The organism is Flagellimonas flava (genome assembly GCF_050617915.1).
Taxonomy (GTDB): Bacteria; Bacteroidota; Bacteroidia; order Flavobacteriales; family Flavobacteriaceae; genus Flagellimonas; species Flagellimonas flava_A.
The window spans coordinates 115064-141179 of the sequence record NZ_JBODQE010000002.1 but is presented as its reverse complement, the minus strand read 5'-3'; the positions used below and the strand labels follow the sequence as shown (position 1 = coordinate 141179).

28 protein-coding genes are annotated in these 26116 nt (G+C 42.5%); 9 read left to right on the top strand and 19 right to left on the bottom strand.

Going from position 1 to position 26116, the window contains the following annotated elements; all coding sequences use genetic code 11:
• Nucleotides 1-3: 3 nt before the first annotated feature.
• The 3 genes from mgrA to ACRHOZ_RS06450 form a co-directional block, all read right to left on the bottom strand.
• Nucleotides 4-1023, bottom strand: coding sequence for an L-glyceraldehyde 3-phosphate reductase (gene mgrA / locus ACRHOZ_RS06460; RefSeq protein WP_431123645.1), 1020 nt, complete (start codon nucleotides 1021-1023; stop codon nucleotides 4-6).
• Nucleotides 1024-1091: 68 nt separating this feature from the next.
• Nucleotides 1092-1856, bottom strand: a complete 765-nt coding sequence (locus ACRHOZ_RS06455) for a TIGR02757 family protein (RefSeq protein WP_431123642.1) — start codon at nucleotides 1854-1856, stop codon at nucleotides 1092-1094.
• A gap of 1 nt (nucleotide 1857) precedes the next feature.
• Nucleotides 1858-2523 (bottom strand): ABC transporter ATP-binding protein, encoded by a 666-nt coding sequence (locus ACRHOZ_RS06450; protein WP_431123640.1) that lies wholly within the window; start codon nucleotides 2521-2523, stop codon nucleotides 1858-1860.
• A gap of 158 nt (nucleotides 2524-2681) precedes the next feature.
• Here ACRHOZ_RS06450 and msrA point away from each other — a divergent pair, with 158 nt between their 5' ends.
• From msrA to ACRHOZ_RS06435, 3 genes are read left to right on the top strand one after another with little or no spacing between them, the layout of a single operon-like run.
• The gene (msrA, locus tag ACRHOZ_RS06445; RefSeq protein WP_431123638.1) at nucleotides 2682-3242 is read left to right on the top strand and encodes a peptide-methionine (S)-S-oxide reductase MsrA; all 561 of its coding nucleotides are present in this window, start codon (nucleotides 2682-2684) and stop codon (nucleotides 3240-3242) included.
• Between the two features lie 3 nt (nucleotides 3243-3245).
• Entirely contained in the window at nucleotides 3246-3845 is a 600-nt protein-coding gene (gene folE, locus ACRHOZ_RS06440) for a GTP cyclohydrolase I FolE (protein WP_420399491.1), read from the top strand.
• 40 nt (nucleotides 3846-3885) lie between these two features.
• Nucleotides 3886-4167: a hypothetical protein gene (locus ACRHOZ_RS06435; RefSeq protein WP_431123635.1), complete on the top strand. Its 282-nt coding sequence runs from the start codon at nucleotides 3886-3888 to the stop codon at nucleotides 4165-4167.
• 31 nt (nucleotides 4168-4198) lie between these two features.
• Here the strand turns inward: ACRHOZ_RS06435 and ACRHOZ_RS06430 are convergent, their stop codons facing one another.
• From ACRHOZ_RS06430 to ACRHOZ_RS06360, 15 genes are all read right to left on the bottom strand, one after another.
• Entirely contained in the window at nucleotides 4199-6415 is a 2217-nt protein-coding gene (locus ACRHOZ_RS06430) for a DUF5916 domain-containing protein (RefSeq protein ID WP_431123633.1), read from the bottom strand.
• 1 nt (nucleotide 6416) lies between these two features.
• Nucleotides 6417-7844: an ABC transporter permease gene (locus ACRHOZ_RS06425; protein WP_431123631.1), complete on the bottom strand. Its 1428-nt coding sequence runs from the start codon at nucleotides 7842-7844 to the stop codon at nucleotides 6417-6419.
• Nucleotides 7845-7846: 2 nt separating this feature from the next.
• Nucleotides 7847-9253, bottom strand: coding sequence for an ABC transporter permease (locus ACRHOZ_RS06420; protein ID WP_431123628.1), 1407 nt, complete (start codon nucleotides 9251-9253; stop codon nucleotides 7847-7849).
• The gene (locus ACRHOZ_RS06415; RefSeq protein WP_431123626.1) at nucleotides 9250-9966 is read right to left on the bottom strand and encodes an ABC transporter ATP-binding protein; all 717 of its coding nucleotides are present in this window, start codon (nucleotides 9964-9966) and stop codon (nucleotides 9250-9252) included. Before ACRHOZ_RS06415 ends, ACRHOZ_RS06420 begins: the two co-directional genes overlap by 4 nt.
• Before the next feature lie 109 nt (nucleotides 9967-10075).
• Nucleotides 10076-10417 (bottom strand): hypothetical protein, encoded by a 342-nt coding sequence (locus ACRHOZ_RS06410; RefSeq protein WP_431123624.1) that lies wholly within the window; start codon nucleotides 10415-10417, stop codon nucleotides 10076-10078.
• A 45-nt stretch (nucleotides 10418-10462) separates the two neighbouring features.
• Entirely contained in the window at nucleotides 10463-11056 is a 594-nt protein-coding gene (locus ACRHOZ_RS06405) for a type 1 periplasmic binding fold superfamily protein (protein WP_431123622.1), read from the bottom strand.
• 12 nt (nucleotides 11057-11068) lie between these two features.
• Nucleotides 11069-13468 (bottom strand): TonB-dependent receptor, encoded by a 2400-nt coding sequence (locus ACRHOZ_RS06400; RefSeq protein WP_431123620.1) that lies wholly within the window; start codon nucleotides 13466-13468, stop codon nucleotides 11069-11071.
• A 69-nt stretch (nucleotides 13469-13537) separates the two neighbouring features.
• Nucleotides 13538-13840, bottom strand: a complete 303-nt coding sequence (locus tag ACRHOZ_RS06395; RefSeq protein WP_431123617.1) for a hypothetical protein — start codon at nucleotides 13838-13840, stop codon at nucleotides 13538-13540.
• Nucleotides 13841-13895: 55 nt separating this feature from the next.
• A complete protein-coding gene (locus tag ACRHOZ_RS06390) occupies nucleotides 13896-14411 on the bottom strand; it encodes a DUF6787 family protein (RefSeq protein ID WP_431123615.1) in 516 nt (171 codons plus the stop codon).
• Nucleotides 14412-14441: 30 nt separating this feature from the next.
• A complete protein-coding gene (locus tag ACRHOZ_RS06385; protein ID WP_431123613.1) occupies nucleotides 14442-14900 on the bottom strand; it encodes a DUF6146 family protein in 459 nt (152 codons plus the stop codon).
• Between the two features lie 67 nt (nucleotides 14901-14967).
• Nucleotides 14968-15609, bottom strand: a complete 642-nt coding sequence (locus tag ACRHOZ_RS06380) for a DUF937 domain-containing protein (protein WP_420399504.1) — start codon at nucleotides 15607-15609, stop codon at nucleotides 14968-14970.
• Nucleotides 15610-15681: 72 nt separating this feature from the next.
• Nucleotides 15682-16635 carry a D-2-hydroxyacid dehydrogenase gene (locus ACRHOZ_RS06375; RefSeq protein ID WP_431123610.1) on the bottom strand — a complete coding sequence of 318 codons (954 nt, stop codon included), beginning with the start codon at nucleotides 16633-16635 and terminating at the stop codon, nucleotides 15682-15684.
• Nucleotides 16636-16661: 26 nt separating this feature from the next.
• Nucleotides 16662-17003 carry a four helix bundle protein gene (locus ACRHOZ_RS06370; protein WP_431123608.1) on the bottom strand — a complete coding sequence of 114 codons (342 nt, stop codon included), beginning with the start codon at nucleotides 17001-17003 and terminating at the stop codon, nucleotides 16662-16664.
• A gap of 37 nt (nucleotides 17004-17040) precedes the next feature.
• Nucleotides 17041-18105, bottom strand: a complete 1065-nt coding sequence (serC, locus tag ACRHOZ_RS06365) for a 3-phosphoserine/phosphohydroxythreonine transaminase (protein ID WP_431123606.1) — start codon at nucleotides 18103-18105, stop codon at nucleotides 17041-17043.
• 82 nt (nucleotides 18106-18187) lie between these two features.
• A complete protein-coding gene (locus ACRHOZ_RS06360) occupies nucleotides 18188-19234 on the bottom strand; it encodes an acyl-CoA reductase (protein ID WP_431123604.1) in 1047 nt (348 codons plus the stop codon).
• Between the two features lie 87 nt (nucleotides 19235-19321).
• Between ACRHOZ_RS06360 and ACRHOZ_RS06355 the strand changes: the two genes are divergently transcribed.
• Nucleotides 19322-19675: a 4Fe-4S dicluster domain-containing protein gene (locus ACRHOZ_RS06355; RefSeq protein WP_422351408.1), complete on the top strand. Its 354-nt coding sequence runs from the start codon at nucleotides 19322-19324 to the stop codon at nucleotides 19673-19675.
• Nucleotide 19676: 1 nt separating this feature from the next.
• Here the strand turns inward: ACRHOZ_RS06355 and speB are convergent, their stop codons facing one another.
• The gene (gene speB, locus ACRHOZ_RS06350; protein WP_431123601.1) at nucleotides 19677-20453 is read right to left on the bottom strand and encodes an agmatinase; all 777 of its coding nucleotides are present in this window, start codon (nucleotides 20451-20453) and stop codon (nucleotides 19677-19679) included.
• 79 nt (nucleotides 20454-20532) lie between these two features.
• On the opposite strand from speB, the gene ACRHOZ_RS06345 reads away from it, so the two are divergent.
• The 5 genes from ACRHOZ_RS06345 (at nucleotide 20533) to ACRHOZ_RS06325 (ending at nucleotide 25890) form a co-directional block, all read left to right on the top strand.
• Nucleotides 20533-20661 (top strand): hypothetical protein, encoded by a 129-nt coding sequence (locus tag ACRHOZ_RS06345; protein WP_422351410.1) that lies wholly within the window; start codon nucleotides 20533-20535, stop codon nucleotides 20659-20661.
• A gap of 132 nt (nucleotides 20662-20793) precedes the next feature.
• Nucleotides 20794-21888, top strand: a complete 1095-nt coding sequence (ychF, locus tag ACRHOZ_RS06340; protein ID WP_431123598.1) for a redox-regulated ATPase YchF — start codon at nucleotides 20794-20796, stop codon at nucleotides 21886-21888.
• A gap of 232 nt (nucleotides 21889-22120) precedes the next feature.
• Nucleotides 22121-23623, top strand: coding sequence for an IPT/TIG domain-containing protein (locus tag ACRHOZ_RS06335; RefSeq protein WP_431123596.1), 1503 nt, complete (start codon nucleotides 22121-22123; stop codon nucleotides 23621-23623).
• Nucleotides 23624-23871: 248 nt separating this feature from the next.
• Nucleotides 23872-24327, top strand: coding sequence for a hypothetical protein (locus ACRHOZ_RS06330; RefSeq protein WP_431123594.1), 456 nt, complete (start codon nucleotides 23872-23874; stop codon nucleotides 24325-24327).
• A 228-nt stretch (nucleotides 24328-24555) separates the two neighbouring features.
• Nucleotides 24556-25890 carry a kelch repeat-containing protein gene (locus ACRHOZ_RS06325; RefSeq protein ID WP_431123591.1) on the top strand — a complete coding sequence of 445 codons (1335 nt, stop codon included), beginning with the start codon at nucleotides 24556-24558 and terminating at the stop codon, nucleotides 25888-25890.
• Nucleotides 25891-26116 lie beyond the last annotated feature (226 nt).

The following is a 26116-nucleotide window of genomic DNA, read 5'->3' as shown; positions in this document are numbered from 1 at the left end:
CGTTTATGCTTTTAAAATGGTTTCAATCTGTTGTAATTCATCAGAACTGAAATCTACATTGTTCAAGGCTTGGATATTATCCAAAAGTTGACTCGCCCTACTAACCCCGACCAGCACGGTTGTAATTTTCTCATCACGTAATACCCAGGCCAAAGCCATTTGGGCCAAACTTTGGTTTCTGCCTTCGGCAATGGCATTAAGCTTTGCGACTTTGTCCAAAACTTCCGATGTAATCTGATCGGATTTTAAATAGCGGGCATCCTTAACCGCTCTGGAATCCTCAGGAAGTCCTTTGAGGTACTTGTTGGTCAGTATACCCTGTTCCAAAGGGGAAAAAGCTATGGAACCGATTCCCTTTTGACCCAAGACATCCAAAAGCCCATCCTCTATCCAGCGATCAAACATATTGTATCTCGGCTGATGGATAAGTAAGGGAGTTCCAAGCTCTCTAAGTATATCGTATGCTCTAGCCGTGTCCTCCGCATTGTATTGGGAAATTCCAACGTAAAGTGCTTTACCTTGCTGGACTATTTGATGCAGGGCGCCCATAGTTTCTTCCAATGGGGTATCCGGATCAGGTCTGTGGTGGTAAAATATGTCAACATAATCCAGACCCATACGCTGCAGGCTTTGATCTAAACTTGCAATCAGATATTTTTTGGACCCAAAATTTCCATACGGCCCCGGCCACATATCCCATCCGGCTTTGCTGGATATAATCAACTCATCCCGATAAGCTTTGAAATCTTTTTGGAATATACGTCCAAAGTTGTCCTCGGCAGCACCGTAAGGTGGGCCGTAGTTATTGGCCAAATCAAAATGGGTGATCCCATGATCAAAGGCGGTTCGTAAAATCTGTCGTGCTTTGTTAAAATCGTCCGTATGCCCAAAGTTGTGCCATAGCCCAAGGGAAATCATGGGCAAAAGGAGTCCACTGTTTCCGCATCTACGGTATTTCATCTTCTCGTACCGATCTTCGGAAGCGACATAGGTATGTATGCCAAAACTGTCATTTATGCTCATTGGTTGTTTGGATTTTGGTGTTAGACATTGAACCCAAAAATAACATACAATAGCCTAACAAAATAGTGCTAAAATTTTTCAAAAACGCCTAAACCAAAAAGCGCAAAATCGTATTTAACAGGATCCGATGCATCCAACCTTCTTAGATTGTTGTCCAATTCGGCAAGAGCCTTGGCATCATTTTGCTTCCGTTTGAGCAGTTTTAGTTTTCGGGCCACATTTCCTGAGTGTACATCCAAAGGGCAGGAAAGCTGTGATGGGTTTAAGTGTTTCCAGAAGCCAAAATCAACTCCGGTGTCATTATCTCGCACCATCCATCGTAAAAACATATTGATTCGTTTAGCAGCCGAACCCTTTGCTGGATCGGAAACATGTTTGGTGGTGCGTTGCTGATGGGGTAATTCAAAAAACACTTTCTTGAATTCAGAAATGGCAGGCTGCAGGGTTTCCTTTTGTTGAAATTGGGTAAACACAGCTTCCAATCCCCCATGTTTGGTGTAGATGTTTTGAAGACTTTTGACAAAATAGGTCAAATCCAAGGCGTTAAACGTACGGTGCACAAATGTGCCAAGCTTTTGCAATTCCGCCACAGTATGGTTGCAAACAAAATCATAAGGCGACCGGTCCATCAATTCCATTAGGGAAGAAGCATTTTTTATGATGCTCTTCCGATTGCCCCAAGCAATGGTCGCAGTTAAGAAGCCGCTGATTTCAATATCTGCTTTCTTGGAGAAACGATGGGGAATCTGAAGAGGGTCATCTTCCAAAAAACTGGGATGATTGTACTGCTCCACTTTGGCATCCAAGAATTCCTTAAGTTCAGCCTTTGTCATGCTATCTAGAGACAATCACACCATCTACCATGGTCAGTTTTCTATCGGCCATATTGGCCAATTTCGTGTTATGGGTTACCAAAATGAAGGTCTGACCAAATTCATCACGTAGTTTAAAAAACAATTGATGGAGGTTGTCCGCGCTTTCAGAATCCAGGTTTCCACTAGGCTCATCCGCAAGGATTACTGACGGATTATTGATAAGTGAACGGGCTACGGCAACCCTTTGCTGTTCGCCCCCCGAAAGCGCATTGGGCTTATGGTCGTAACGGTCAGAAAGTCCAAGAAAGTCCAACAACTCCTTGGCCCTCTTTTCTGCCTCGACCCTAGGTGTTTTCTTAATAAAAGCTGGGATGCATACATTTTCCAATGCCGTAAACTCGGGCAAAAGTTGATGAAATTGAAATATGAACCCGATGTGCTCATTCCGAAATCGAGCCAGCCCTTTATCGTTCAATTGATTCACTGGGGTGTCATTGATCAGCAAAGTACTATCGGTTTTGTTTGAAGGTTCATCCAAGGTCCCCAATATTTGCAAAAGGGTGGTTTTACCAGCCCCGGAAGCGCCTACAATTGAGACAACTTCACCCTTATTGATGGTCAGGTCAACACCTTTTAAAACCTCCAGGTGCCCAAAAGATTTTTTAATATTTGTGGCTATGATCATAAAATCCTTGCTTCGGGGAGTGAAAGTAACAATTACAGATGAGTGAACAAAAATTGGAGTTTTAAATAAAGGTTTTGTTAGGATTTACGACAATAAAATGCGGATTCATTTGGGGATGAATGCTGGAATGGATAAGTTTATTTTAAGGTTTGGCAAATATGGACATACAAGAGAACAAAAATTTGGAATTGGCAATTTTTGCCGGAGGTTGTTTTTGGTGCACAGAAGCTGTCTTTCAAAGATTGAATGGAGTAATTGAGGTAATCTCGGGTTACACGGGTGGAGCTATCAAGAATCCTGCCTATCGGGAAATTTGTACGGGTAGAACAGGGCATGCAGAGGCCATTCAAATCAAGTATGACTCAACCAAAGTCTCCTTTGTTGAGCTATTGGAAGTGTTCTTTGCCACCCATGACCCCACCACATTAAATAGGCAGGGAAATGATGTGGGCAGCCAATACCGGAGTGAAATCTTTTATACTTCCCAGAATCAAAAGAAGGAAGCCGAAGAGTTTATTACACTCTTGGAAAGGGAAAAAGTGTTCACAAATCCTATTGTAACAGCCGTTTCAGAAGCAAAACCTTTTTATATTGCGGAACAGGAGCATCAGAATTATTACAATGATCACTCCAATCAACCGTATTGTCAGTTTATCATTGACCCAAAAATCAAGAAATTGAACAAGCATTTTTCTAACAAGCTAAATACCGCAACATAGCCTATGGCGCCCTATCAGAATCTGGAAGAATACAATATTGAAATTACCAATGAGGTCAAGGATCGTTTTGCCAAAATCATTGACGAGATTGGGGAGGATGTGCAACGGGACGGACTTCAAAAAACTCCTGAACGAGCGGCCAAGGCCATGCTGTTTTTAACACAGGGATATGGCCAGGATGCAGCTGAAATATTGCGTAGCGCCATGTTTGAGGAGGATTATGACGACATGGTGATCATCAAGGATATTGAAGTGTATTCCCTTTGTGAGCATCACATGCTTCCTTTCTTTGGAAAAGCCCATGTTGCTTACATCCCCAACGGGCATATAGTGGGATTGAGCAAAATACCCAGGGTTGTGGATGTCTTTGCTCGCAGATTACAGGTACAGGAACGGTTGACCCATGATATATTGGAGTGCCTGAACAACACCTTAAAGCCAAAAGGTGTTGCTGTAGTTATAGAAGCAGCACATATGTGCATGATGATGCGAGGGGTTCAAAAACAGAATTCGGTGACCACAACTTCAGGATTCCGGGGACAATTTGAAAAGATTGAGACCCGCAATGAGTTCTTGAAACTCATCAGCTCGGATTTGTCCTAGGGGATTTCCCCATTTCATTTGGAATTGCTATTTTTCCGCAATGGCAAAGGTGGAAGACCAAAAATATCAGCATTTGCTTTTGGGATTATTGTTTGACGGCATTGGAATGCTGTCCTTTGCTATTCCGGGCATCGGCGAATTTTCGGATGTCATTTGGGCACCTGTGGCAGGTTGGCTTATGACTCGCATGTACAAAGGAAAAATTGGTCAGGTGGCCGGTGTTGTAACATTTGTCGAAGAACTTATACCAGGCTTGGATATTGTTCCTTCCTTTACCTTGATGTGGCTCTATACCTATGTTTTTGCCAAGCTCAAAAAGTAAAAGCCGCTGTAAACGGCTTTCAAACTTCTCATTAAAACTGTTTTAGTAAAGTTATCTTGCCAATAAATTGTCTAGTGCTTTGCATAGGATCAAAAATGTCCGTTTGGGTGTCGTTGAACACAAGGTATACAAAAGAAAGTGGCATATATTCCCAGCTCAAACGGGCGTTCCACCTTCCTTGCTCGTTAAAACTATTATACTGGTAAAAAGTGGAGAGTTGTACTCTGGGATTCAATGCCAGCCTTAAATTTGCGGAATACAGATTCGTGGTTAAATTGGAGTCACCAATCCCCACATCTTTGATGGTATTATGCTCGTATTCCAATGCCAGTGCAGCATGAGGAATGGGGGCAAAGCGGGCAGCAGCATTAATGGTATTTCGGGTTCCATTATAAAAACTGCCAAAATTATAACCTAGATCACCTGACCATTTTTTGGATTGGTCGGTGTTGTATTGAACCAAATAACGGGTGTAATAATAGTTGTCCTGAGCAATCTGGAGACCCAATGGAGCAAAATCAAAGTTGATGTTTTGCCAGGTTGGTGTTGCCGAAACCTCAAAAAAACTATTGTCCTTGAACCAAGTAAAAATTGGGAATATGTACAAACTAGCCTGTTGGAACTGCGTAGGGTCTGAGGCATCATGCAAATAATTGACAAACATCCCTGGATCCCACCGCCTGATCCAATCCATTTTTTTAGGTCTCACCACTAAATACCCGCCTGGATTATGTCTGATCACATTGGTTTGACGGACAAAACCCATTCTTGGATTGTAATTGGCATCGGTATACTCTGTAACCCATCCATAGTAGAATTTATTGGAGTCATTGCCTGCAAAAAAACGCCCTGCAAAGCCAGTTTCCCCAGTTTCCTCGTCTATGGAAGTGGATAGGATATACTGAATATCCCATTGACTTGTGGGGCGTATTTGCCCGTCTATAGTAATGGTCGTGTTATTGTTGCTATCCAAATTCAGATCATCATGCTCGTTATCCAAGCGATGCGTGACCATAACCCCAACATTGTTTTCCCTACCGTAATTCCTGAGATAGCGGAATACTCCAAAATTTGCTCCTGCAGACCCATCCGTTTCCCTTTGACGAACAAACAATCCAGCCAAAGCATTTTTTTCGGTACGTTGGGTAAAACGTGCGCCAACATCAATTGGTGCCGGGATGGCATTAAAGTTGCCCTGAAGTCCAATACGTCTGCTAAAAAAAGGTCTTATGGATTGCTGCAATCCACCAGCCCAGATTCCAGAATTTTCCAAAAAGAACTGTCGTCGCTCTGGAAAAAAGATATTGAAACGTTCCAAGTTGTTTACCGCTCTGTCCACATCGGCCTGGGCAAAATCGGTATTTACCGTTAAATCCAATACGGTTTTGGGATTCATGGCCCATTTGACATCAAAGCCCAACTTGGGATCACTGGCCTTTGAGGTTAAGATGTCTCCTTCCTTGTTTTCATCATACTGGTACAATGTATAGGGCTCTACCCTAATATTAGCCGAAGGAGGTGGAACTTCAATATCTGTCAATTTAGCGGCATAGGTCATTCTATAGGGGGTGAATGACTGCGGGATAGCTGGAAAAGTGGATACTTCCACTTCTCTACGGGCATAACGAACCATGGTCATTCCCAACTCGATGGTATTCCCATTTTCAGGAAGGTTGTAACGAAGAGATTTAAACGGAATTGCCATTTCCACCGTAAATCCTTGGTCAGATCGCTGGGTGCGTACCCTCCAAAGGGTATTCCAACCCGTATCAAAGTTGTTCCCATTGAAATTCTGGAAATCCCTTTGGTTCCCATAAGGTGTGGTCTGAAACCCTTGGGCATATTGTTTCAAGTTTTGGGGATCCAAGGCAACTCCAAAGATATCATTCTCGCCCCAGCTAAAATCCCGACGCAAATCCTGAATCCGAATTCCTGGAATTCCCAAGGAATCCTTGCAAAATGCGGATACATAAAGATTTTTGTCGTCATAAAGGAATTTCACCAAGGTCTTATAGGTAACCTTGCCTCCTTGTCTGGGTTCAATACGAAAAAAATCATCCACCAGTTCAACCTTATCCCATGCAGGTTCATCCAAACGACCATCAACCTGGATAGGCGACGCAGCCCTCGAAACTGAAATTTCCAAGGGCACTTCCGGTGGAGGAAAATTCTCTGCATTCTCTTCCTGGGCTAGAACACCATCTGTACATAGGAGCCAAGAAAAAATCAAAAAATAATATGCTCTCATGCTATGGTGTAATTATGTTTTTACTGGACTGATACCCCATTCCTTTTGCAAACCCCAGAGCCACCAAGCCCAATGCAATCACTACAAGGACCAATATGCTTTTTGTGGTGCTATTGGATTCCAAGGATACATACTCAAAGGCGGGTAGATTTTTGTAATCCTCACTGGAAAAGGGTTGATTGTTGTAGAGGAAAGGCAATAAATGCTGGCGCCAAGTTTCTGCAAAGGCCGTTACTTGCTTCCGATAATTTTCATAATCCCTTGTAGAAGTTCCAGCCAACGCGTTGAGTTCCTGCTGCACAATAATGGCAGGGGATACCCATTTGAGTTGGGAAATCCATTGCTGCTGATTCTGTAATTGACCTTCAAACTTTTGAATTACGGGTTGCAACTCTTCCCGAACCAATTGTTGGGATGCCATATACCGATGATAGAAGCTTCGGCCCTGGTTGGGGTCGTTGATCGCATATTCGGGATGATCCCTTAAAAAATTATCCAGGATTTCATCTTGTTTCTTTGTAGCCTCCGCCTTGGCGTTTCTCAATTGATTGATCATCAGCGTTCGGGAGGGCATAGGATAAAGTGTGCTGCCCATCTGATTCAGTGTGGATGGAATCAGCAGTACAAATAGTAGCCATAAGCCTATAAGAGCTATAGCATTTTTCGCTGAGCTTCCAACCCAAAGGTTGACTACGAATGCCAGAGCAAACCAAAACAAAATGTATCCCGCGGTGACACCTAATACAGGCAAAAGACTCCCTATACTGCCATCATTGCCATTGATATAGAATACAATTGTGAGTATAACACCAATCATTACAATGATCCAAAACAGTCGTATGACCATTTTTTGCAATACCCATGACGCCAACGAAATGGGCTGGGAAGCCAAAAGCCTCAACGTACCGCTTTCCCGTTCAGAGGAAAGGACATTATAGGTAAATGCAATGATGATCAAGGGCAACAAGAAAATAATGACAAATGCTGGATCAAAACTGCCAAACAATTGCTGAACAGGATTAGTGATTTCTGTGAAATTAAGGGCTAGATCGTCACCAGAGGTTTTTGGTTTTACATAGTGCGTAAATAAATCACTTTGCCCTGTAGAGATATAAGCTAAATTGGAAGGATCCATAGCAGCTACACGTGGATGATAGTTACCTACCGCCATCGGTTTGGATGGTATGGTCCAAGGCGAAGCAGAGACCTCCATACCACGTTCTATAGAGTCCAATAATATTAGCATTTCCAGATCGGATTCCTGTACCTCCTGATGGGCCGCCAGAATATCCGATTTTCTTTTGTCCACTTTTTCATGACCGTTGTAAAAGGCAAAAAAGAAGAGTGCAAAAAGGAGGAGGCTCAACAATTGGATCCAACCATTTCTAAGAAGTCCTTTTAGCTCGTATATAAAGTTAAACTTGTACATCGCTATAATTTTTTAGTGGTGAGAAATAGAAGGGAAAATGAACCCAATATCCAAGCGGATAAAATGGCCGAGTTGGAAGAGTTTCTTGAAAGGGTTTCGGAAAGTTCAGGCGGGTCATAATCAAATGCAGGCATTTCTTTCCAAGTGGACTCATCTGCCCTATAGCTCCATTCCCCATAAGAAGAATTTTCGGCAAAATTGCCATTAAGGAAGGCCTGTAGGTCTACTCTATATGTTTCTGCCGCATCGGCGAAGTCCCAGTGGGTGGCATAGTCCGTATTTGCAACGGCCATGCTCATAAATCGTGCAGGTAAAAAAGGAGATAACACGGCAAGGTTGCGGTACAATTTGGACTGTTGCTCAAATTGCGTTTTTAGATGTTTGTAATGCCTAAAATAGATTTCAGCGGTGTGTTCTTCTCCTTTCTGCATCCGATAGGCATCAAAATTGAATGGAAGTTGTTCCAAACTATCCACATTATGCTGCTTTAGCACTTCATCTTCCAGCATTTTAGCCTGTTTGTTCCATGGATCATGGCCATCAATTCCACTTTTTTGATCCTTGGTTATGCTCGCTGCGAATTCTTGTCTAGTAGGGTAGGGATATTGGGATTCTGCCATATTACTAGCGGCTTTTGGAACTGCCAAACAAGCTAATATCCAGACCCCTAGAGATAATACAAGAGAAATTCCCGATTTCTTCATTTTTGAGGAAATGAACAGGACCAAATTGATGAATATCACATAATAGGCCATGTAAACAAGGAACATAACTCCCAAAGATTCCCAACTAAAAACGCCGAAGTCCTTAAGATTGGACAGAACGACTCCAGCTACCACAAAAAGTACTGCTACAGCGATGAAAATAGGGGCAAAAATAGCCAACCACTTGCCAAAAATCAGTTTCCAGACAGGAGTTCCCTGACTTTTCAAAAGGACCAAGGTCCCCATTTCCTTTTCTTTGGTGAAGGCGTTGTATCCTAGAAATACAATCAGCAAAGGCAGAATAAACAAGAGTACAAAATCTGGGGTTAAGTCTCCAAATCGAGCCAATCCGGTTTGATCTGCTGCTTTGCTAAATTGGGCTTCGTTACGTTTATGGGCTTCCAGAAAAATGGAAGTACCGGTAAATTTATCAACCCCATGATCTACAAGGGAAAGAGGATATTTGGGTTTAAAGGCGTAGGTGCCATAATGGGCTGCGGAATGTGGGTTTTTTTCTCCTTGACCTTCCCAAATGTGGCGTTCAGCAGTTTCCGCTTCTTGATATTGTTCGTTGATCGTTGTGTATTGACTTTTACTGATCCAAGTGGCTACTGCCATCAATAGGACTACGATCAGAAAAGAGATTCTAACCCTTCCGTCCCGGGACAGCTCTTTAAGTTCTTTTAGAAATGTACTGCGTATCATAATGTTGCCTCTTTGTAACCCATCGTTTCCAAGTATGCGTGTTCCAAATCACTTAGGGATATCTCATCGGCAACAAATTCTTGTTTCAATTGACCATTTTTCATAATACCGATGTGTGTGGCAATTTCTTTTGCCCTAAATAGGTCATGGGTGGCCATGAGAATGGCTACGCCCTTACTTCGTAATTTTTGCAGCAACAAACCAAATTCGTTACTGGCTTTAGGGTCTAAGCCAGAGGTGGGCTCATCCAACAACAACACGCTGGCGTTTTTGGCCAGAGCCAGGGCTATACCCACTTTTTGTCGCATTCCTTTGGAAAAGGTTGAAATTCGTTGGTGGAAGGCACTGGTTTGAAGTCCAGCCTCTTCCAAAAAAGCCTCCAATTGGGCTTTATTAAGTTGGTTTCCTCCAATACCGGAGAAGTAATCCAGATTTTCAACAGCAGATAGGTTGGGGTATAGCATTAGGTTTTCTGGAATGTAGGCAAGGTGTTTTTTAGTCTTTTTTGGGTCTTCAGAAACGGCAAGACCATTTATAAAAGAACTTCCTGAAGAGGGCTTGATAAAACCCAGTAGCAGGTTGATTGTTGTGGTTTTGCCAGCACCATTGGCTCCCAACAAGCAGTATAGATCACCAGCTTTGATATTTAGGTTGAGACTATCCAGTACGGTAGCATCACCATAAATCTTGGAGAGATTGTTGGTTGTAATCATTTTGAGTTGTTTTTTGATTTGAAGTGTATATGCAGTCTCACCCTCAAAGCCGTTTTTGACTTCGCAGTGTAAGGAATCAGGGCCATATCCCTGATGCGGAAAGGCCTATTTAAGTTAGGGTGGAATCCAGGATAGGGGGACCTCGCCTATACTGGGTATATTGCCCAACAATTGAAGTGAGTTGGCTTTTGGATTCTGGAACCCAAAAGCACAGGGAACCGTGGGCTAGGGAATGGGTTTCTGCGGTGTAAACCACCGGTGTGGGGTTCAATTTTGCGCAGAGGTCACATGAATCTTCGCTGCTGCTTACCAATTCATGATTATGAGTTAGGTCCTGTTCAAAATCATTAGCATGAAAAATAAACATATGGTAAGCACCAAATAGCTGCTGTATGGATAATACAGCAACCATTAAAGTGCTTATGACCGTATGTCTAAATTCTTTATTCATGAAATAATTATGCTATTTACAGCACCTTGATTTTGGAATCAGGTGTTACTCTATAGTTAGGTTAAAGGTTTGTGTGATATCGGTTTCACCACCAGCATCAGCCAAAGTCCCATCATTGGGCTTTTTAGGCTCATGTCGCAAAGTTACCGTAAGAGTTCCCGAACTTGCATCCGTAGTGGTAAGTGTAAAAGTTATGCCCACTGGATTATTGGTTGTGAAATTGGTACCAGTTTCGTCAGAAACATAGTCAGATTCTTCATCAGCATATTCCATTGTGGCATTTAACCCGCCAGCAACAACATAGAAGAACTGATGCTCTGCCGCTTCACCTTCAATTTCCTCATTGACTTCTTCAGCTGGAGTTTCAGTTTCATTGAGGAGAACAACAGATCCGTTATAGGTTGTGTTTTCCGCCAAATTTCCTGAAATGGTGATTTCTGGCGCATTTGGACCGTCGCCATCCAAATCCCTGGATTGGAGCTCGATGGCAGTTCCGCCGCCATCAGGGGTAAGGGTAACCGTCATGGTAGTGATGGTTTCCTCTTCATTGATTTCCTCTGGGGAGTTATCATCACTGGAGCATGATGCCAAAAAACTTCCCGCTAGGATTGCCATTGATAAAAATTTGATTGTTTTCATGTAATAAAGGATTTAATAATTAAGTTTTAATTGAATCAAAATGTTTCTCCCTAAATCATCTGCAAAAAACCTTTGGCGATTTAGATAGTCCCTATAATTGGTGTTCAATAGGTTGTTGACCACCAATGAGGTTGTTATTTTTTTATTTCCTCCCCATGGAAATTCCATTTGGGAGCGCAAGCCCAACAGGTGATAGGCATCTGGGGCTGTATTTATTTCGAGCAGAACTTCCTGTTGCTGCTCCGGAGAAAAGACTGTTATGTTGTCCGGGGTCTCATTTTGTCTAAACACATATTGGCTTTCCAGGGAAACACTGAAATTTTTCCATTGGGGAATGCTGTACGTGATTTGATTACGCAAATTAGCTGCCGGAATATTGATTAGAGCTGTATTGTTGTCCATTTCCTGCCCTTTGACCAATGAAAAGCGATGGTCCGTTTTCCATGAGTTTGTCCAATTGGCGTAGGCCGAGAAATCCAGTCCAAGGAGCCTGGCGTCGGTCTGGCGGTATTCCCAAACGGGAAAAGCACCTCTAATGGTGAACTCGACTCCTGATGGCTCAAGAAGTAAAAAGTTTTGCACCCAGTTGGCAAAGGGTTCCACAGAATATCCCCAAGAATCAAAATCCTGGTTAAAGGAAGCGGTGAACTTGTGCGAAGTCTCGCTATCCACCCTTAAATCCCCTAGTTCAATTCGCGCAGCGGAATGATGCAAGCCGTCGCTAAACAATTCGGAAGGATTTGGCGCTCTCTGGGCCAAGGCATAGTTGAATTTTAAGGTCTCTCCCGTATCCCATTGATATTTTCCGCCAACTGTGGCCGAAATGTTATGATAGTCAAATACCGGATTGACCAATAAAGAGGTTCCCAAATCCTCTACAATTAAATCTTGGAATTCACTGTCATATCCGCGTTCATTCCATCTGGAAGTTTGATAAAATTTTTGCGCATCTATTCTAGTGAAATCGTAGCGAACTCCACCTTCCAGCAAGAATTGATCCGTGATTTGGATCTCACCCAATGCAAAAGCTCCCAGGTCAAACTTCTCATAATCAGGAATCAACCTACGAACTCCAGTCGCAGGATTGGGAAAATTTTCCTGATAGCGACCCAACAGCCCCACATGCATTTGATGATCTTCCTTGGCATCCCATTTAAAATCAGTGGATAGGGTATGGGTGGTCAATTCCAAATCTATGGAAGCCCGACCATCCAGTTCTCCTCGTCGAACATCAAATTCGAATCTTCGATTGCTTTGAAAATCATATTGGAAATTCCATTTACCAAGTCCTTCAAATCGTTTATAAAAATGGAGCTTGGCCAAATGATGTTTTACCTCTTGTTTTGGGTTTTGAAGATCATAGGTGAAATCACGTATAACCTCGGGTTGTCCGTTGTTTATGCTTCTGATTAGGTCATCCACATTACCAATATGGGAAGCCCGCAAAACTGCAATTTCAGAGGAAAAATAGGCATATCTAATGTCCCATCCCCAGGTGAACAAGCGCTTTCCGAACCTTAGGGAGGTGCCAAATTCCTGTACTCCTGTATTGGAAAGGACGTAATCTGGAGCTTCCAAATCCCCAAGTCGTTTGTAGGAACCTTGAGCCTTGGCAAACCAGCCTGAACCGAAAGCTTTTGTCAACTCAGAGGTTATTGTTCCTCCTCTTCCATTGGTATTGCCGCTGATTAGCGTTTTGCCAAAAATGGTATCCTTAACAGGAATTTTGGCCTGTTCCAGCACAATGGTTCCCCCAATGGCATCACCGCCATACTGTAGTGCGGAAGCTCCCTTGATTACGGAAACAGCGCCAGCAGTGTTTATATCGATATTGGGCGCGTGCTCATCTCCCCATTCCATATCTTGCATGCGCACGCCATCGTTTAGAATCAAAACACGGCTGCCGTTTAAACCATGAATAGTTGGCTTTACGATGTTGGCGCCGGTATTCAAGGAAGAAACGCCCCCCAACTCCCGCAAGGCATCACCTAAAGTTCCTGAACTATAGAGTTCCAAGGTTGGAAGCTTCAATTTTTCCTCGGATGCTGTGTTGGTCTTGTCGTTAATGGCTTCCCCAACCACATCCACTTCATCCAATTCCTCCAAATGGTGTTCCAACTTGATATCAATTTTGGTATCCTCTTGGACTGCTACATTCATTAAAATGGTGTTGCATTCGGGATGTGACACCTCCAATTCATAATTCCCAACGCAAACTGCGGAAATTAGAAAATTTCCATTCGCATCGGTTTCTACCGAATGGGCAGTTCCTACAATCAGGAGGGTCGCATTTTCCAAAGGTGATTTGCTATGGTAATCTGTTACTTTACCAGTAATGGTATGGGTGCAATTCTGAGATAGACCCCAAAAAGGGATTGCTATCATCAGCATGATGAAAAGCAATGCTTTCATACTTAAATCAATAAAATATTAGTGTTCATTTAGGACTCATATGCAAGTCCAGTTGCGGGATTCAAGCCATTAGGCCTGAGCAGAGGGTGGAGGCCTCGAAAAGAAGAAATGGGAGCTGGGAATTGGTACATTTATCTGATACTGGAATTCCACCTCTTCGGGAATGAAGAAAGTGTTGACTTCCGGTATCGTGACATTTCCAGTAATTTCAAAATTGGATTGCTGTGATTCCAATGCAATTTCGCAGATATCACAGTTTTCCATGTCATGTGTTTCTCCATCTTGATGGGAGTAAACATGCAAAGCAGAAACCTTCACCAACATGAGGGTGGCGAACAAAAGAAATACGGAAATCTTTTTTAAATCCTGCATTAGATGGCAAATCTAACCAATTTAATGGTAGGAATTATGTTAACAAAACCTTAAACTAGGGGATTAGGAACCCTAGTCCCATGCGCTTGAGCATCTTCTTTTCAAAGTCCCAAAAGAACTTAAACTGGCCAAAAAGCCATCCGAAGCAAATCAACAGTACCTGATATATGGGAAAAATAAGCAGGATTCTAGCAGTCCAATACAGCCAGCCGCTTACCAAATCCCTTTTTAATCCGATGATTTCGGTCAATGGTCCCGCCAATTTACCGGAGAGACTACCAGTGACGGCAAAAACGATAAATATGGCTATCATTTCCCAACGCTGTTCCACAATCCATTTATTGGATAATTTCTTGAAGCACCATAAAAAAAAGCGCAGCATCACATAATACAAAAGGACTGATATCCCAAGCGTGAATGGCCATTCCCAAATGCTGTTGTTCAATTCAAAGAGGTGCAAAAACCTCCTAGCTATTACATAGGCGGTAAGCAATAGCGATGCTACACCCAGGAAAGGAAAAAGGTATTGCCAGTTTTGGGTAATGTCCCAGCGCTCTTTTATTTTTTTCATCGAATAAATTTCGACGGCAAAAATAACATTTTATATCCTGGGAAGGAAGGGACCCAATCGCTGATTGTATTTGCGTTGGAAATAAATAAAATAGTTGTAGAGCTTGTAGTTTACATCGTACCCATAGTCTATATTCGGGTCATAATCAATCTGGAGCTGATATAGATTGGGATTGAATCTTTGGGGCTGAAGTACCCTTTGATTCCAATTAATGACCAACAATTGATTCCGGTTTTCAAGGAAGTGTTGGGAATAATAACCTTCTGGTCTGGCTATGCTTTGCAGCCATTGATAAAAACCGGGTTCAATGATAATGATTTCGTACTCTGTTTCTTCATCCTTAATTTCAACCTGTGCATCATCTTCCGAGGTAAAAACCGCTTTTTCCTCTTCGGATATGGCCACCGTTTCTTTTTGGGCCGTACAGGAAAGAATCAATCCTAGCATCATTACAGCCCCAAATACCTTTTGTAAAATGTTCTTTTTCATAATATTAAGGTACGAAAAAGCCATTTGAAATTTCAAATGGCCTTGTTAAATAACGTTAATTCTTGGATTATTTCCCGAAGAGGCCTCCCAAGAGCCCTCCAAGTCCACTTTTCTTTTGATTGCCTCCGCTAAGTACCATTCCGGCCAAATCGTCAATAACGCTACCATCGCCATCCGAATCCAGGAAGGTCTCAATAAGGGATTGTTGCTTGTTGGCAGAGCTTCCTCCACCCATAAGACCGCCCAAAAGGCCACCAAGGGCATCAGGTCTGCTTACGTTTTGCTGACGGGTCTGTTTGCCCAAAAATCCCAATAGAATGGGTGCTGCTATTTTTAAAATTTGAGCTATTGATCCAGCGTCCATCCCTGACTTGCTGCTCAAAGCACTTTCCACCTGAGGTTGCTTTGCTCCGAAGATATGTCCCAATATCCCTGCTCCATCATTCATTACACTTTGGTCCACACCACCGCCGAAGAGTCCACCAAGATCATCCAAAATACTTCCGTCGTGCTTTGAAGAAAGCGCGTTCATCAATCCTTCTGCACCGCTTTGGGTAGAGACATTTCTTTTCATGGCACCCATAAGCAAGGGCATGGCCATACTGAGCACATCTGCGGTCTTGTTTTCTGGCTGGCCTGTTTGACCAGCTACTCCGCTAATTAATTGTTTGCCCATTGGGCTGTTTAATAAATCTAATAATCCAGACATTCCTTTAGTGTTTAGTTAAGATCCACAATGTACAAAATTGAAGGTATCGATTCTGGGTTTGGTCAAAAAAACTTAGCCCAGTAAGCTAACCACCTGATTGGCCAGTTCCAAACCTATCCGGTCTTGGGCGGCCCTGGTGGATGCCCCTATATGGGGTGTCAAGGAAATTTTGGGATGCATCAGGATTTTGATTTCGGGAGTGGGCTCCGATTCAAAGACATCCAAGCCAGCAAATGACAGTTTTTCTTTTTCAAGGGCATCGATCAGTGCAACCTCGTCCAAAACGCCCCCACGGGCCGCATTGACGACTCCGGCACCGGTCTTCATCATTTCGAACTCTTTTTTCCCCAAGATATATCCATTTTGCGCTGGTACATGAATCGTAATGAAATCGGACGCTTGCAAAACTTCTTCGAAGGAATTTGCTTTCATGGAAAAGGTAAGGGATTGTCCATCAAAGAAAGAAACGCTCAAGGTGCAGTCCTCCACATTATGGTCTGCATAGAGTACCTTCATTCCCATGGCAAGCCCAATACGGGCCGTAGCTTGTCCAATTCTTCCAAAACCGATAATGCCCAAGGTCTTTCCCCTAAGTTCCATTCCATTGGTGTAGCTTTTTTTCAATTGCTTGAATTTGCTATCTCCTTCCAATGGCATGTTTCTATTGGAATCGTGCAAAAATCTGGCGCCACTGAACAGATGGGCGAAAACAAGTTCGGCCACAGAGGCTGATGAGGCAGCTGGTGTATTGATCACATGGATTCCCTTCGATTTGGCATAAAGAATATCGATATTGTCCATACCAACACCTCCACGGCCCACCAGTTCCAAATTGGGACAGGCATCAATCAAGGATTTGTCCACCTGGGTTGCGCTTCGTACCAATAACGCCTGCACTTGGTTGTCGTTGATAAAATTGGATAATTGTTCCTGTGCGACTTTGGTTGTTAGAACTTTAAAGCCTTCTTTTTCCAGGAGTTCTATTCCGGACTGGGAAAGTCCATCATTTGCTAGTATCACCTTCATAAATTAAAAGTGTTGAATTTTAAATGCTAAGTTTTGAATTGCCGCTGACTTGTTTTGACAATTTTGGTTAGAATTTTTATAATTTGATCAATTTCTTCGAGATAATCTGAAAAATCCACAAGTACCAACTTACTCTCATTTAACAATTTGAGCCAATACCTTGTTTCTCTTGCTTCCTTGGAAGCAATTGCCATTTTATGTATGAAATCTTTTTTACTTTGTCCTGCACCCGCCTCGGCCACATTGGCTCCGATACTTGTTGCAGATCTTAGTATTTGGTCGGCAAAAACAAACTCCTTTGCATTCCTGAGTTCTTTAACCAATTTAATAATGGACAATGCAAATTTGAAACTCCTCTCTTCAATCAATACTTAACACTTAACATTGTTCCATTTAAAATCAAAATCATCCTCTTTTTTCCAAATCACTCATAATATCCACCAAAACACCAACACTTTCCAAGGGCATAGCGTTGTACATGGATGCTCGATATCCGCCTACGGAACGGTGGCCGTTTATGCCGCTAATTCCTGCTTCCAGGCATTTTTGATCAAAGATTTCCTTCAGGGTCTCATCGGTGATATTGAAAGTGGCGTTCATAATGGAACGATCCTCCTTGGCCGCAAATCCTGAGAAAACGGGATTCAATTCTATTTCCGAATAGATTAGATTGGCCTTACGCTCATTGATTTCCTCAATGGCAGCAATGCCTCCCAGATCTTTTAACCATTGTAGGGTGAGCATGGAAACATAAACCGCAAAAACAGGAGGAGTATTGAACATACTATCCTTGCTGGCGTGCACCGAATAGTCCAACATAGAAGGGATTTTTCGGGATACCTTGCCCAAAATATCTTCCTTAACAATCACCAAAGTTGTACCGGCCGGTCCCATGTTCTTTTGTGCCCCGGCATAGATCAAATCAAATTTGGAGAAATCCAATTGTCGGGAAAATATATCCGAGCTCATATCACAAACCAAGGGAACATCTGTTTTGGGAAACTCCTTGATTTGGGTACCGAAAATGGTATTGTTTGAAGTCAAATGTAAATAATCCAGGTCTTTTGGGACGTTGTACCCTTTTGGGATATAATTGAAGTTTTGATCTTGGGAAGAGGCAACTTCCACAATTTCACCCATCAAGCGGGCTTCCTTAATGGCTTTTAAGCTCCATGTCCCTGTGTTGATATAACCTGCTTTTTTGTCCAGAAGATTATAAGCGGACATTAAAAATTGAGTGCTGGCTCCGCCTTGCAAAAAAAGTGCTTGGTAACCTTTGCCTTCCAACCCCAACAACTCCAAAGCCAGGGAGCGGGCCTTTTCCATAATGGCCACAAATTCTTTACTTCTATGGGAAATTTCGATGAGGGATAACCCAATGCCATCCAATTCCACAACGGCTTCTGCCGCTTTCTGCATTACTTCCTGTGGCAAAATACATGGGCCTGCGCTAAAATTGTGCTTTTTCATTTGATAGAGGTTAGTTGCAATCCGATTAATTAAGCGTCAAAGGTCTTAAAAAAACTTGGATCTAAAAATCGGATGGTCTTATCTAAAGCTGCTGTAAAAAATCCAAGGTGTCAATCCCATCTGCATACTCTTTGAGACCTGGTTTTTGGGTTTCCCCAAAACCTATCTCGGAAGCCAACAAACCTTTGGACACCACACATTGGATGTCCTCCTTTCGATCTTCAAGAAGGTTCTTGATTGCATCCAGGGAATCATATTGCTCATAAAATAAAGAAGCTATGGGAGAAGCAAAGCTTTCATCTTCCTTCAAAACCAAGAACCCATTGTCCAGTATTTTGAACTCACTCATCAAATACACCGCTTTGTTGTAGTCGTAATTGTTGGCATATTTATGTTGATGGATGATGTCCTTATATTCAAATAAGGCGTTGAAAAGGGGTTCAAAATTGTAATCCTTTGGCACATAGATTTTGGAGACGTTTCGGCAGCCTAATCCATAGTACCTAAAAATATCTTCACCCAGTGCTATCAGTTCTTGCTTGGTTTCATTTCCTGTAAGAACGGCAACAGCATTCCGATTTTTTCGTATAATGTTGGGCTTTTTCCCAAAGTAGTATTCAAAATAGCGACTTGTATTGTTGCTGCCCGTAGCTATCACAGCATCAAAATGGTCAAACTTTCCATCAACAAATTGGATGGAGTCCTTGAGCGAAGCTTCAAACCCAATCAATTGTTCTGCAAGATAGGGCAGGAGCACGGTATCATTGGAAGATAATTTGGCCTGAACCTTATTTCCGGAGAGCAACACGCAAATAAAATCGTGAAAACCAACCAAAGGAATATTTCCGGCCATGACAATCCCAATAACTTTGGCATTTTTTCCTTTTTCAAATGCATATTGGGCCAACCATGAGCCCATATTTTCCTCCGTCAACAGATGGGCCCAGTGTCCAAGGCTGTGCAGGATGTTTTCTTGGGTAAACCAACCATTTTGTTGTTCGGCCCTTGCCAATACTTCTTTAAAATCAGCGTTAGCATTATTGGCTCCAGAATTGTGGGATTCACAAAAATCCTGGATAAAACCACCAAGTTTAACAAAAGCTTGCACTATTGGGTTATGGGCCGTCATTATATTTGTACACTAAATTGGTAGGGTTTATTTTTGCGCAAAAGTACGCATGCTGAAATAAACTCAGCATATTGGAAAAAGAAAATTATGGCGATTATTATAACAGACGAATGTATCAACTGCGGGGCTTGTGAGCCAGAATGCCCGAACACCGCAATTTATGAGGGTGCTGATGAATGGCGCTATAGTGACGGTACTTCGTTGGTTGGCGATGTGGTGTTGCCCGACGGAAAGGCTGTAAATGCTGATGAAGTACAAGAACCTATCAGCGACGAAATCTATTATATTGCTCCCGACAAATGCACCGAATGCATGGGCTTTCACGAGGAACCCCAATGTGCCGCTGTATGTCCAGTAGACTGCTGTGTGCCTGATGAGGATCGGGTAGAGTCCGAAGATGTTCTTTTGGGCAAGCAGAAATTTATGCACCCCGACGGATAGGCTACATCATTTTAGCCACAATTTCCCTAAAAAGTTTAGCACAGACCATTGCGGTCATATCATTTATGTCCCTGGTAGGATTGTACTCCACAATATCCGCTCCCACCAAAGGCACTTGGATATCCTGAATCAATTGTATAACCTGCCGTGTGCTTAACCCACCTGGCTCATGGTGTGAAACCCCTGGTGCAAATGCTGGATCCAGCGCATCCATGTCCACTGAAAGGTATAGCGGGTTTGTAAATTGGGGCATGCTAAAGGAGGCAAAATCCTTCATTTCATTGATTTTGACCCCAAACCGTTGGGCATGCTGCCGTTGTTCCTCATTTAAGGTTCGAATCCCTACCTGTACCAGGTTTTCTACCAAACCATTTTCCATGATATTGTAGAACGGACAAGCATGGGAATACTTATCCCCTTCAAAACTGGAATACAGATCGCCATGCGCATCAATATGCAGTATATCCAGCTTTCCATAGACCGAATGAAATGCCTTAATCAGTGGAAAAGTAACGGAGTGATCCCCGCCAAATGTCAGCAAGGGTGTTCCTTTTTTTAGATTTTTGACGGTTGTCTTTTCAATATCGAAGTAGGAATCAATTTCAAAATCGCCTTTGTCATCAAAAATTTCAGGAGTAATTTTTTTGCCATCTTCAGCATAATAATTGGCGGAATGACTGTGGTATGCCTTACGGATCAATGGTGGGGCCAATGCGGGGCCCTTTAGAAAAGAGGACTTTGCATCAAACAAAATTCCTTGCAGTGTAATCTGAGTCATGGATTAAAGGTAGTAACATTGAACGGCTTTTATCAAAAGCATTTCTTGCTATTTTTGCAGGACTAAAACAGAAGCAACAATGCAGCAAAAAGAAAAGGATTATAATGGTTTTTGGAAACAATTGGGTTGTATTCTTTCTGTAATTGTCATTCTTGGAATACTTACCGTAATGGGGCTTGGTATCTATCTTTTCGTAAAAGGCTTCTAATCCATGTAGGATTGCTTTCTTTCCAAAACTTCAAACTATATTTGCACGCTTAAATCAATTGACAATTTGCAATGAACAATTAGCAATGGTCATTTGTCTTAAATCTAACGTCTAAAATCTAATTTCTACCTGATGAAAGCCGGAATTGTAGGATTGCCCAACGTAGGAAAATCAACCTTGTTCAACTGCCTGTCCAATGCCAAGGCCCAGAGTGCCAATTTCCCTTTTTGCACCATTGAACCCAATATAGGCGTGGTCAATGTACCTGATCCACGTCTGGAGAAATTAGAGGATATGGTGAATCCTGAAAAAGTCATTCCCGCGACTGTGGAAATTGTGGATATTGCCGGACTGGTAAAAGGAGCCAGTAAAGGTGAGGGTCTAGGCAACCAATTCTTGGGAAATATCAGGGAAACTGATGCCATCTTGCATGTGCTAAGATGTTTTGACAACGATAACATTGTCCACGTGGATGGTTCTGTGGATCCCATTCGGGATAAAGAGACCATTGATATGGAGCTGCAACTTCGGGATTTGGAAAGTGTGGAAAAGAAATTGGATAAGGTAAAGCGTGCTGCCAAGACCGGGAACAAGGACGCCCAGAAAGAAGCGGAAGTGTTAAACAAGATAAAAGAAGCTTTGGAAGCCGGCACCTCTGTAAGGGCTATTTCAATTTCTGAAGATGATCATTGGGATTATGTAAAACCTTTGCAACTGATCACGGATAAACCCGTAATGTACGTGTGCAATGTGGACGAAGGTGCAGCCGTGGATGGGAATGAATATGTGAAAAAAGTAAAGGAAGCCGTGGCCAATGAAAATGCCGAAGTAATTTTCCTGGCCGTTGGCACCGAGGCTGACATTACCGAACTGGAAACCTATGAGGAGCGACAGATGTTCTTGGAAGATTTGGGACTCACGGAACCTGGATCAGCCAAACTCATACGAGGAGCCTACCGATTGCTTGATTTAGAAACATACTTCACCGCAGGACAAAAAGAGGTACGTGCCTGGACTATCCCAGTAGGTGCTACCGCACCGCAAGCCGCTGGGGTAATCCATACCGATTTTGAAAAAGGCTTTATTCGCGCAGAGGTCATTTCCTATGTAGATTACGTACAACACGGTAGCGAAGCCAAAGTAAAAGAAGCGGGTCGTATGCGTGTAGAAGGCAAGGAGTACGTGGTACAGGATGGGGACGTGATGCATTTTAGGTTCAATGTTTAATTTTAAGTTTTAAATGTTGAATGCTAAATGCTAAATGTTCTGTTTGAAGTTCATTCAACATTAAGAATTTACAATTTAAAATTGCACTTGCTTCAACATCTAGCATCCAAAATTATTCCATCAACCCAAACCCTGTATCCGTCAATTGAAACACCCCATTCATAAATTGGAGGGTCATCACTGACTTTAATATTTAGACTTTAGGGCTTTCTAACTTTAAATCAAGTCCTAAATGAAATCCTTAAACCCTTATTCCGCAAACAAATGGCTACTTTGTGCGCTGCCCGTACTGGCTTTATGCTTGATTATTGCCTGCAGCGATGATGATAAAAAGGATAACCCCATAATTCCAGATTCATTATCCATAACAAGTTTTTCCCCATCGCAAGGTGAGGCTGGTACTGAGATTACCGTGATTGGTACTGGTTTTAGCACGGTTTCCAGCGAGAATACGGTAACCCTTGGTACAACACCTGTAACCCTTAACTTGGCAGAGGCTGGCAAACTGAAATTTAATGTTCCGGAAGGCGCAAGTTCGGGGACAGTAAGCGTAACAACAAATGGCGTCAAGGTTACAAGTACCTCCACTTTTGAGGTGGTAGTACCGGAACCAATATTGGAGATTTTGGATTATGATCCCAAGGAAGGGGAGTGGGATACATATGTGGTAATAGAAGGGAACAACTTTGCTCCTGCCAATAATGTTGTTCTGTTTAACGGTGTTATGGCCGAAGTGTTCCAGGAGAGCCCTAGTCAGATTACCGTAACGGTTCCCGAGAACTCGCGGTCGGGAAAGATAGAGGTCCGGGATCCAATCGATGACAGAAGCGCCATAACAGCGGATGACTTTACGGTGTTCCATGGTAGATGGACACAAATTGCTGATTTTGGTGGGGAAAAATCCTCTTTGTCAGTTGCATTCACTATTAGTGGAAAGGGTTATGTGGTTATGTCCGGGGAAGAACCGTCAACCGATGTTTGGTCTTATACCCCTGAGACTAACAAATGGGAAATAGAGCCAAATCAATTTGGCGGTATAGCACGTTATTCGGCAGTAGGATTTGTAATTGAAGATGAAGCTTATGTAGGTTCTGGAAGGAGAAACAACCTAAATTGGGGTGACTTTTGGAATTTCAAATCAGGTGTTTGGTCTACTGTCAATACATTTCCGGAAGGAGATCGTTGGTGGGCTGTTGGTTTTTCTAATGGAAATAAAGGTTTTGTTGGGACTGGCTTTAATGGGGACAATATGGAGTCTAAGGATTTCTGGGAATACGACCCCTTAGACAATTTATGGACACAAAAGGCTGATTTTGGTGGAGCGGCTAGATTTTCTGCTGCGGGATTTGTAATTGGAGAAAAAGGATACATAGGAACAGGATATGGAGGAAATAGTGGATTTAGTGATTTTTGGGAGTATGATATTAGTGAAGACAAATGGTTGAAAAGAGCAAATGTTGGAGGGGAAGAAGGTAGCTTGCGTTCCAATGCTGTTGGTTTTGAATTGAATGGCAAAGGTTATATCGGTTTGGGGATAGATGAAGCGGAGAATCGTTTGAAAGATTTCTGGGAATACGACCCAGACAATGATAAGTGGGTTGGTATTGCGGATTTTAAAGGTGATGCCAGAACCGGTGCCTCAGTTTTCGTGATTGATGGCAAAGCCTATGTAGGTCTGGGCAATTCTGATGACGATGAGCTTAAAGATTTCTGGGTATTTGACCCCGGCAATTAATTTCATTTATAGGTAATTTTTTCAGTTGTGAAAGCACCGGCTCCTTGGGTCGGTGTTTTTCTTTGTATTAGTACCATCCTAAGTATAATTCGTGCAAATCTGTGAAATTCGAGTCACGTACTATGCATAAGTACCTTATGTCAACCCAAATCAGGTATCCGTCAACTCAAAAGCCCAATCCGTCCATTGGCCCATAATTCCTAGCTGTAGAATCCCCACTTTAGTATAACAAGCTAAAAATGAATTAAATGAGGAGGTTTTTCAGCAATTTGTTTAAAGGAAAGCAGAGCGTATCCCTAAAGGAGGCCTACCAAAAAAGTGGGGAATACCTTTCAAGAACTAGAGCCACAGATGAGGAAGAAACTTTGGAGTGGCAAGCTTCCAATGCCTTAACAAGCGGAGAATTTGAAGAAGCCGTACAGCGCTATTTGGAATTGGCCATCAAATATCCATGGAACAAAGGAATTTACCTGAGCCAAGTAGGCGCTGGGTACTATTTTCTAACGGAATTTGACAAAGCTATAGCTTATTATCTGGAAGCCAAACAAGTCGGAATGGACGCAGCCCTGATAGACGATAACGTTTGGGAAACCTGTGAAACCCAATTCAACAACACATATAACAAAACGGATATTAAAAAATACCTGGAGTATTTCCCAGAAGGTAATCACGTGGACAAAGCCCAAAAGTTGTTGAATGGATAAAACTGCAGATTAAGAATGAAGCTTTCGTGCAAATTAGTGTCCAACTGTTGTGGCCAATTCATCTAACCTGCTTCCAGTACCGGTTTATTCAAAACCCCAAGCTTCAACCACTCCTAGATCAACCCAAACCTTTTATCCGTCAATTCAAATGCCCCATTCGTGAAATGGGAGGTAGTTTGCCCCTTTAAAAATCTGACTTTAGGACTTTCTAATTAAAAAACAAAATCTATGAAAGTCCTAAAATCTTATTCCGTTAAAAAATGGCTGATTTTTGGTTTGCCCATTTTGGCCATGTGCCTGGTCATTGCCTGTAGTAAAGACGATGGCAAAACAGATGATGGTACAGGAGGCTCGGATGACGACCCAACCCCTAAAACCATGACCTTTACCTCATTTAGTCCTGTAGAAGGTGAACGTGGCAGTACCGTTGAGTTGACCGGAACCAACTTTAGCACAACAGCAAGTGAAAACACCGTAAAATTTGGAACAGTTGACGCAGAGGTTACTGACGCCACATCAGGTTCATTAACAGTGACTGTACCGGATAATGCCACTTCAGGCACTATTAGCGTATCAACAGGTGCTACAACGGTGATCAGTACCAATGAATTTGAAGTTTATGAGCCTGCCAAATGGACTCAGGTAAAAAGCTATCCGAATGAAGAAGGTAGGTCTGCTGGGGTAAGTTTTGTTATTAACGATATAATCTATCATGGTTTGGGAAGTACCTTTGATCATTTAACAGAACATCAACTATGGTCTTACATTCCAGAATTGGATGATTGGTTCCGAGAAACTGATTTTCCTAACGCAGATGATCAGCTTACAAGCTCAGCTGTTTTTGTGATAGGAAATAAGGCCTACATAGTTGGTGGAAGCAGTTTGGAAAATGGAGACTCTTCTGAAGTTTGGGAGTATGACCCTACTATTGGTGGGGAGGGCGGCATGTGGACTTTGATGGAGACCCCTTTCCCTGGTACAGGTAAAGTTCAGGCAGTTGGATTTAGTATTGACGGCAAAGGTTATATAGCTGGTGGAGGTTATGATAACGGGGAATTTACCCAAAAGGTGGATGAAGTGTGGATGTACGACCCAACAAATGACAGTTGGACGGAGAAGATGGATTTTCCTGGTTCTGCCTTTACAAGAGGACTTAGTTTTGTTGTTGATTCTAAAGCGTATGTGCATTTGGGGCGCACAGAGGAGGATGGTAATGGTTCCAACGAATTTTGGGAATATTCTCCCTCAGGTGACACTTGGGTAGAAAAAGCCTCTATTCCGGGAAAAAGGTCAGGTGCCTTTGGATTTGCAATGGATGGTAAAGTCTATATAGGTTATGGGAGTGATTATGACCAAAACCAGCATACTGCAATCCATCGCCAAGATTTCATGGTGTATAATCCGACAACTAATGATTGGACAGATTTGATTACTCCTGAAGGTGTGGCAACAAGAAGCGGGGCAATAAGTCATGCTGTAAATGGTATAGGGTATATGGGACTTGGCAGCGAGAATGGAGTTAGTACGGATTTCTGGAAATTTGAACCTCGGAAAAGATTATAAAAACTTGATGAAGCAATTTTTTTGAGATCAATTTTTATGGGGAGAAGCACCGGCCCTTGGGTCGGTGTTTTTTTTTGGGTTGCTTAAAACAATTAGTGTCATTCGTGAAACCTGCCTGCCGGCAGGCAGGTTCGTGTCAACCCAAGTTGTTGTTAAAATAATACCCAAATGACTTGGTAAAACCCGCACAGGTACGTTTTGGACTTCAACAATACATCCAACCCAT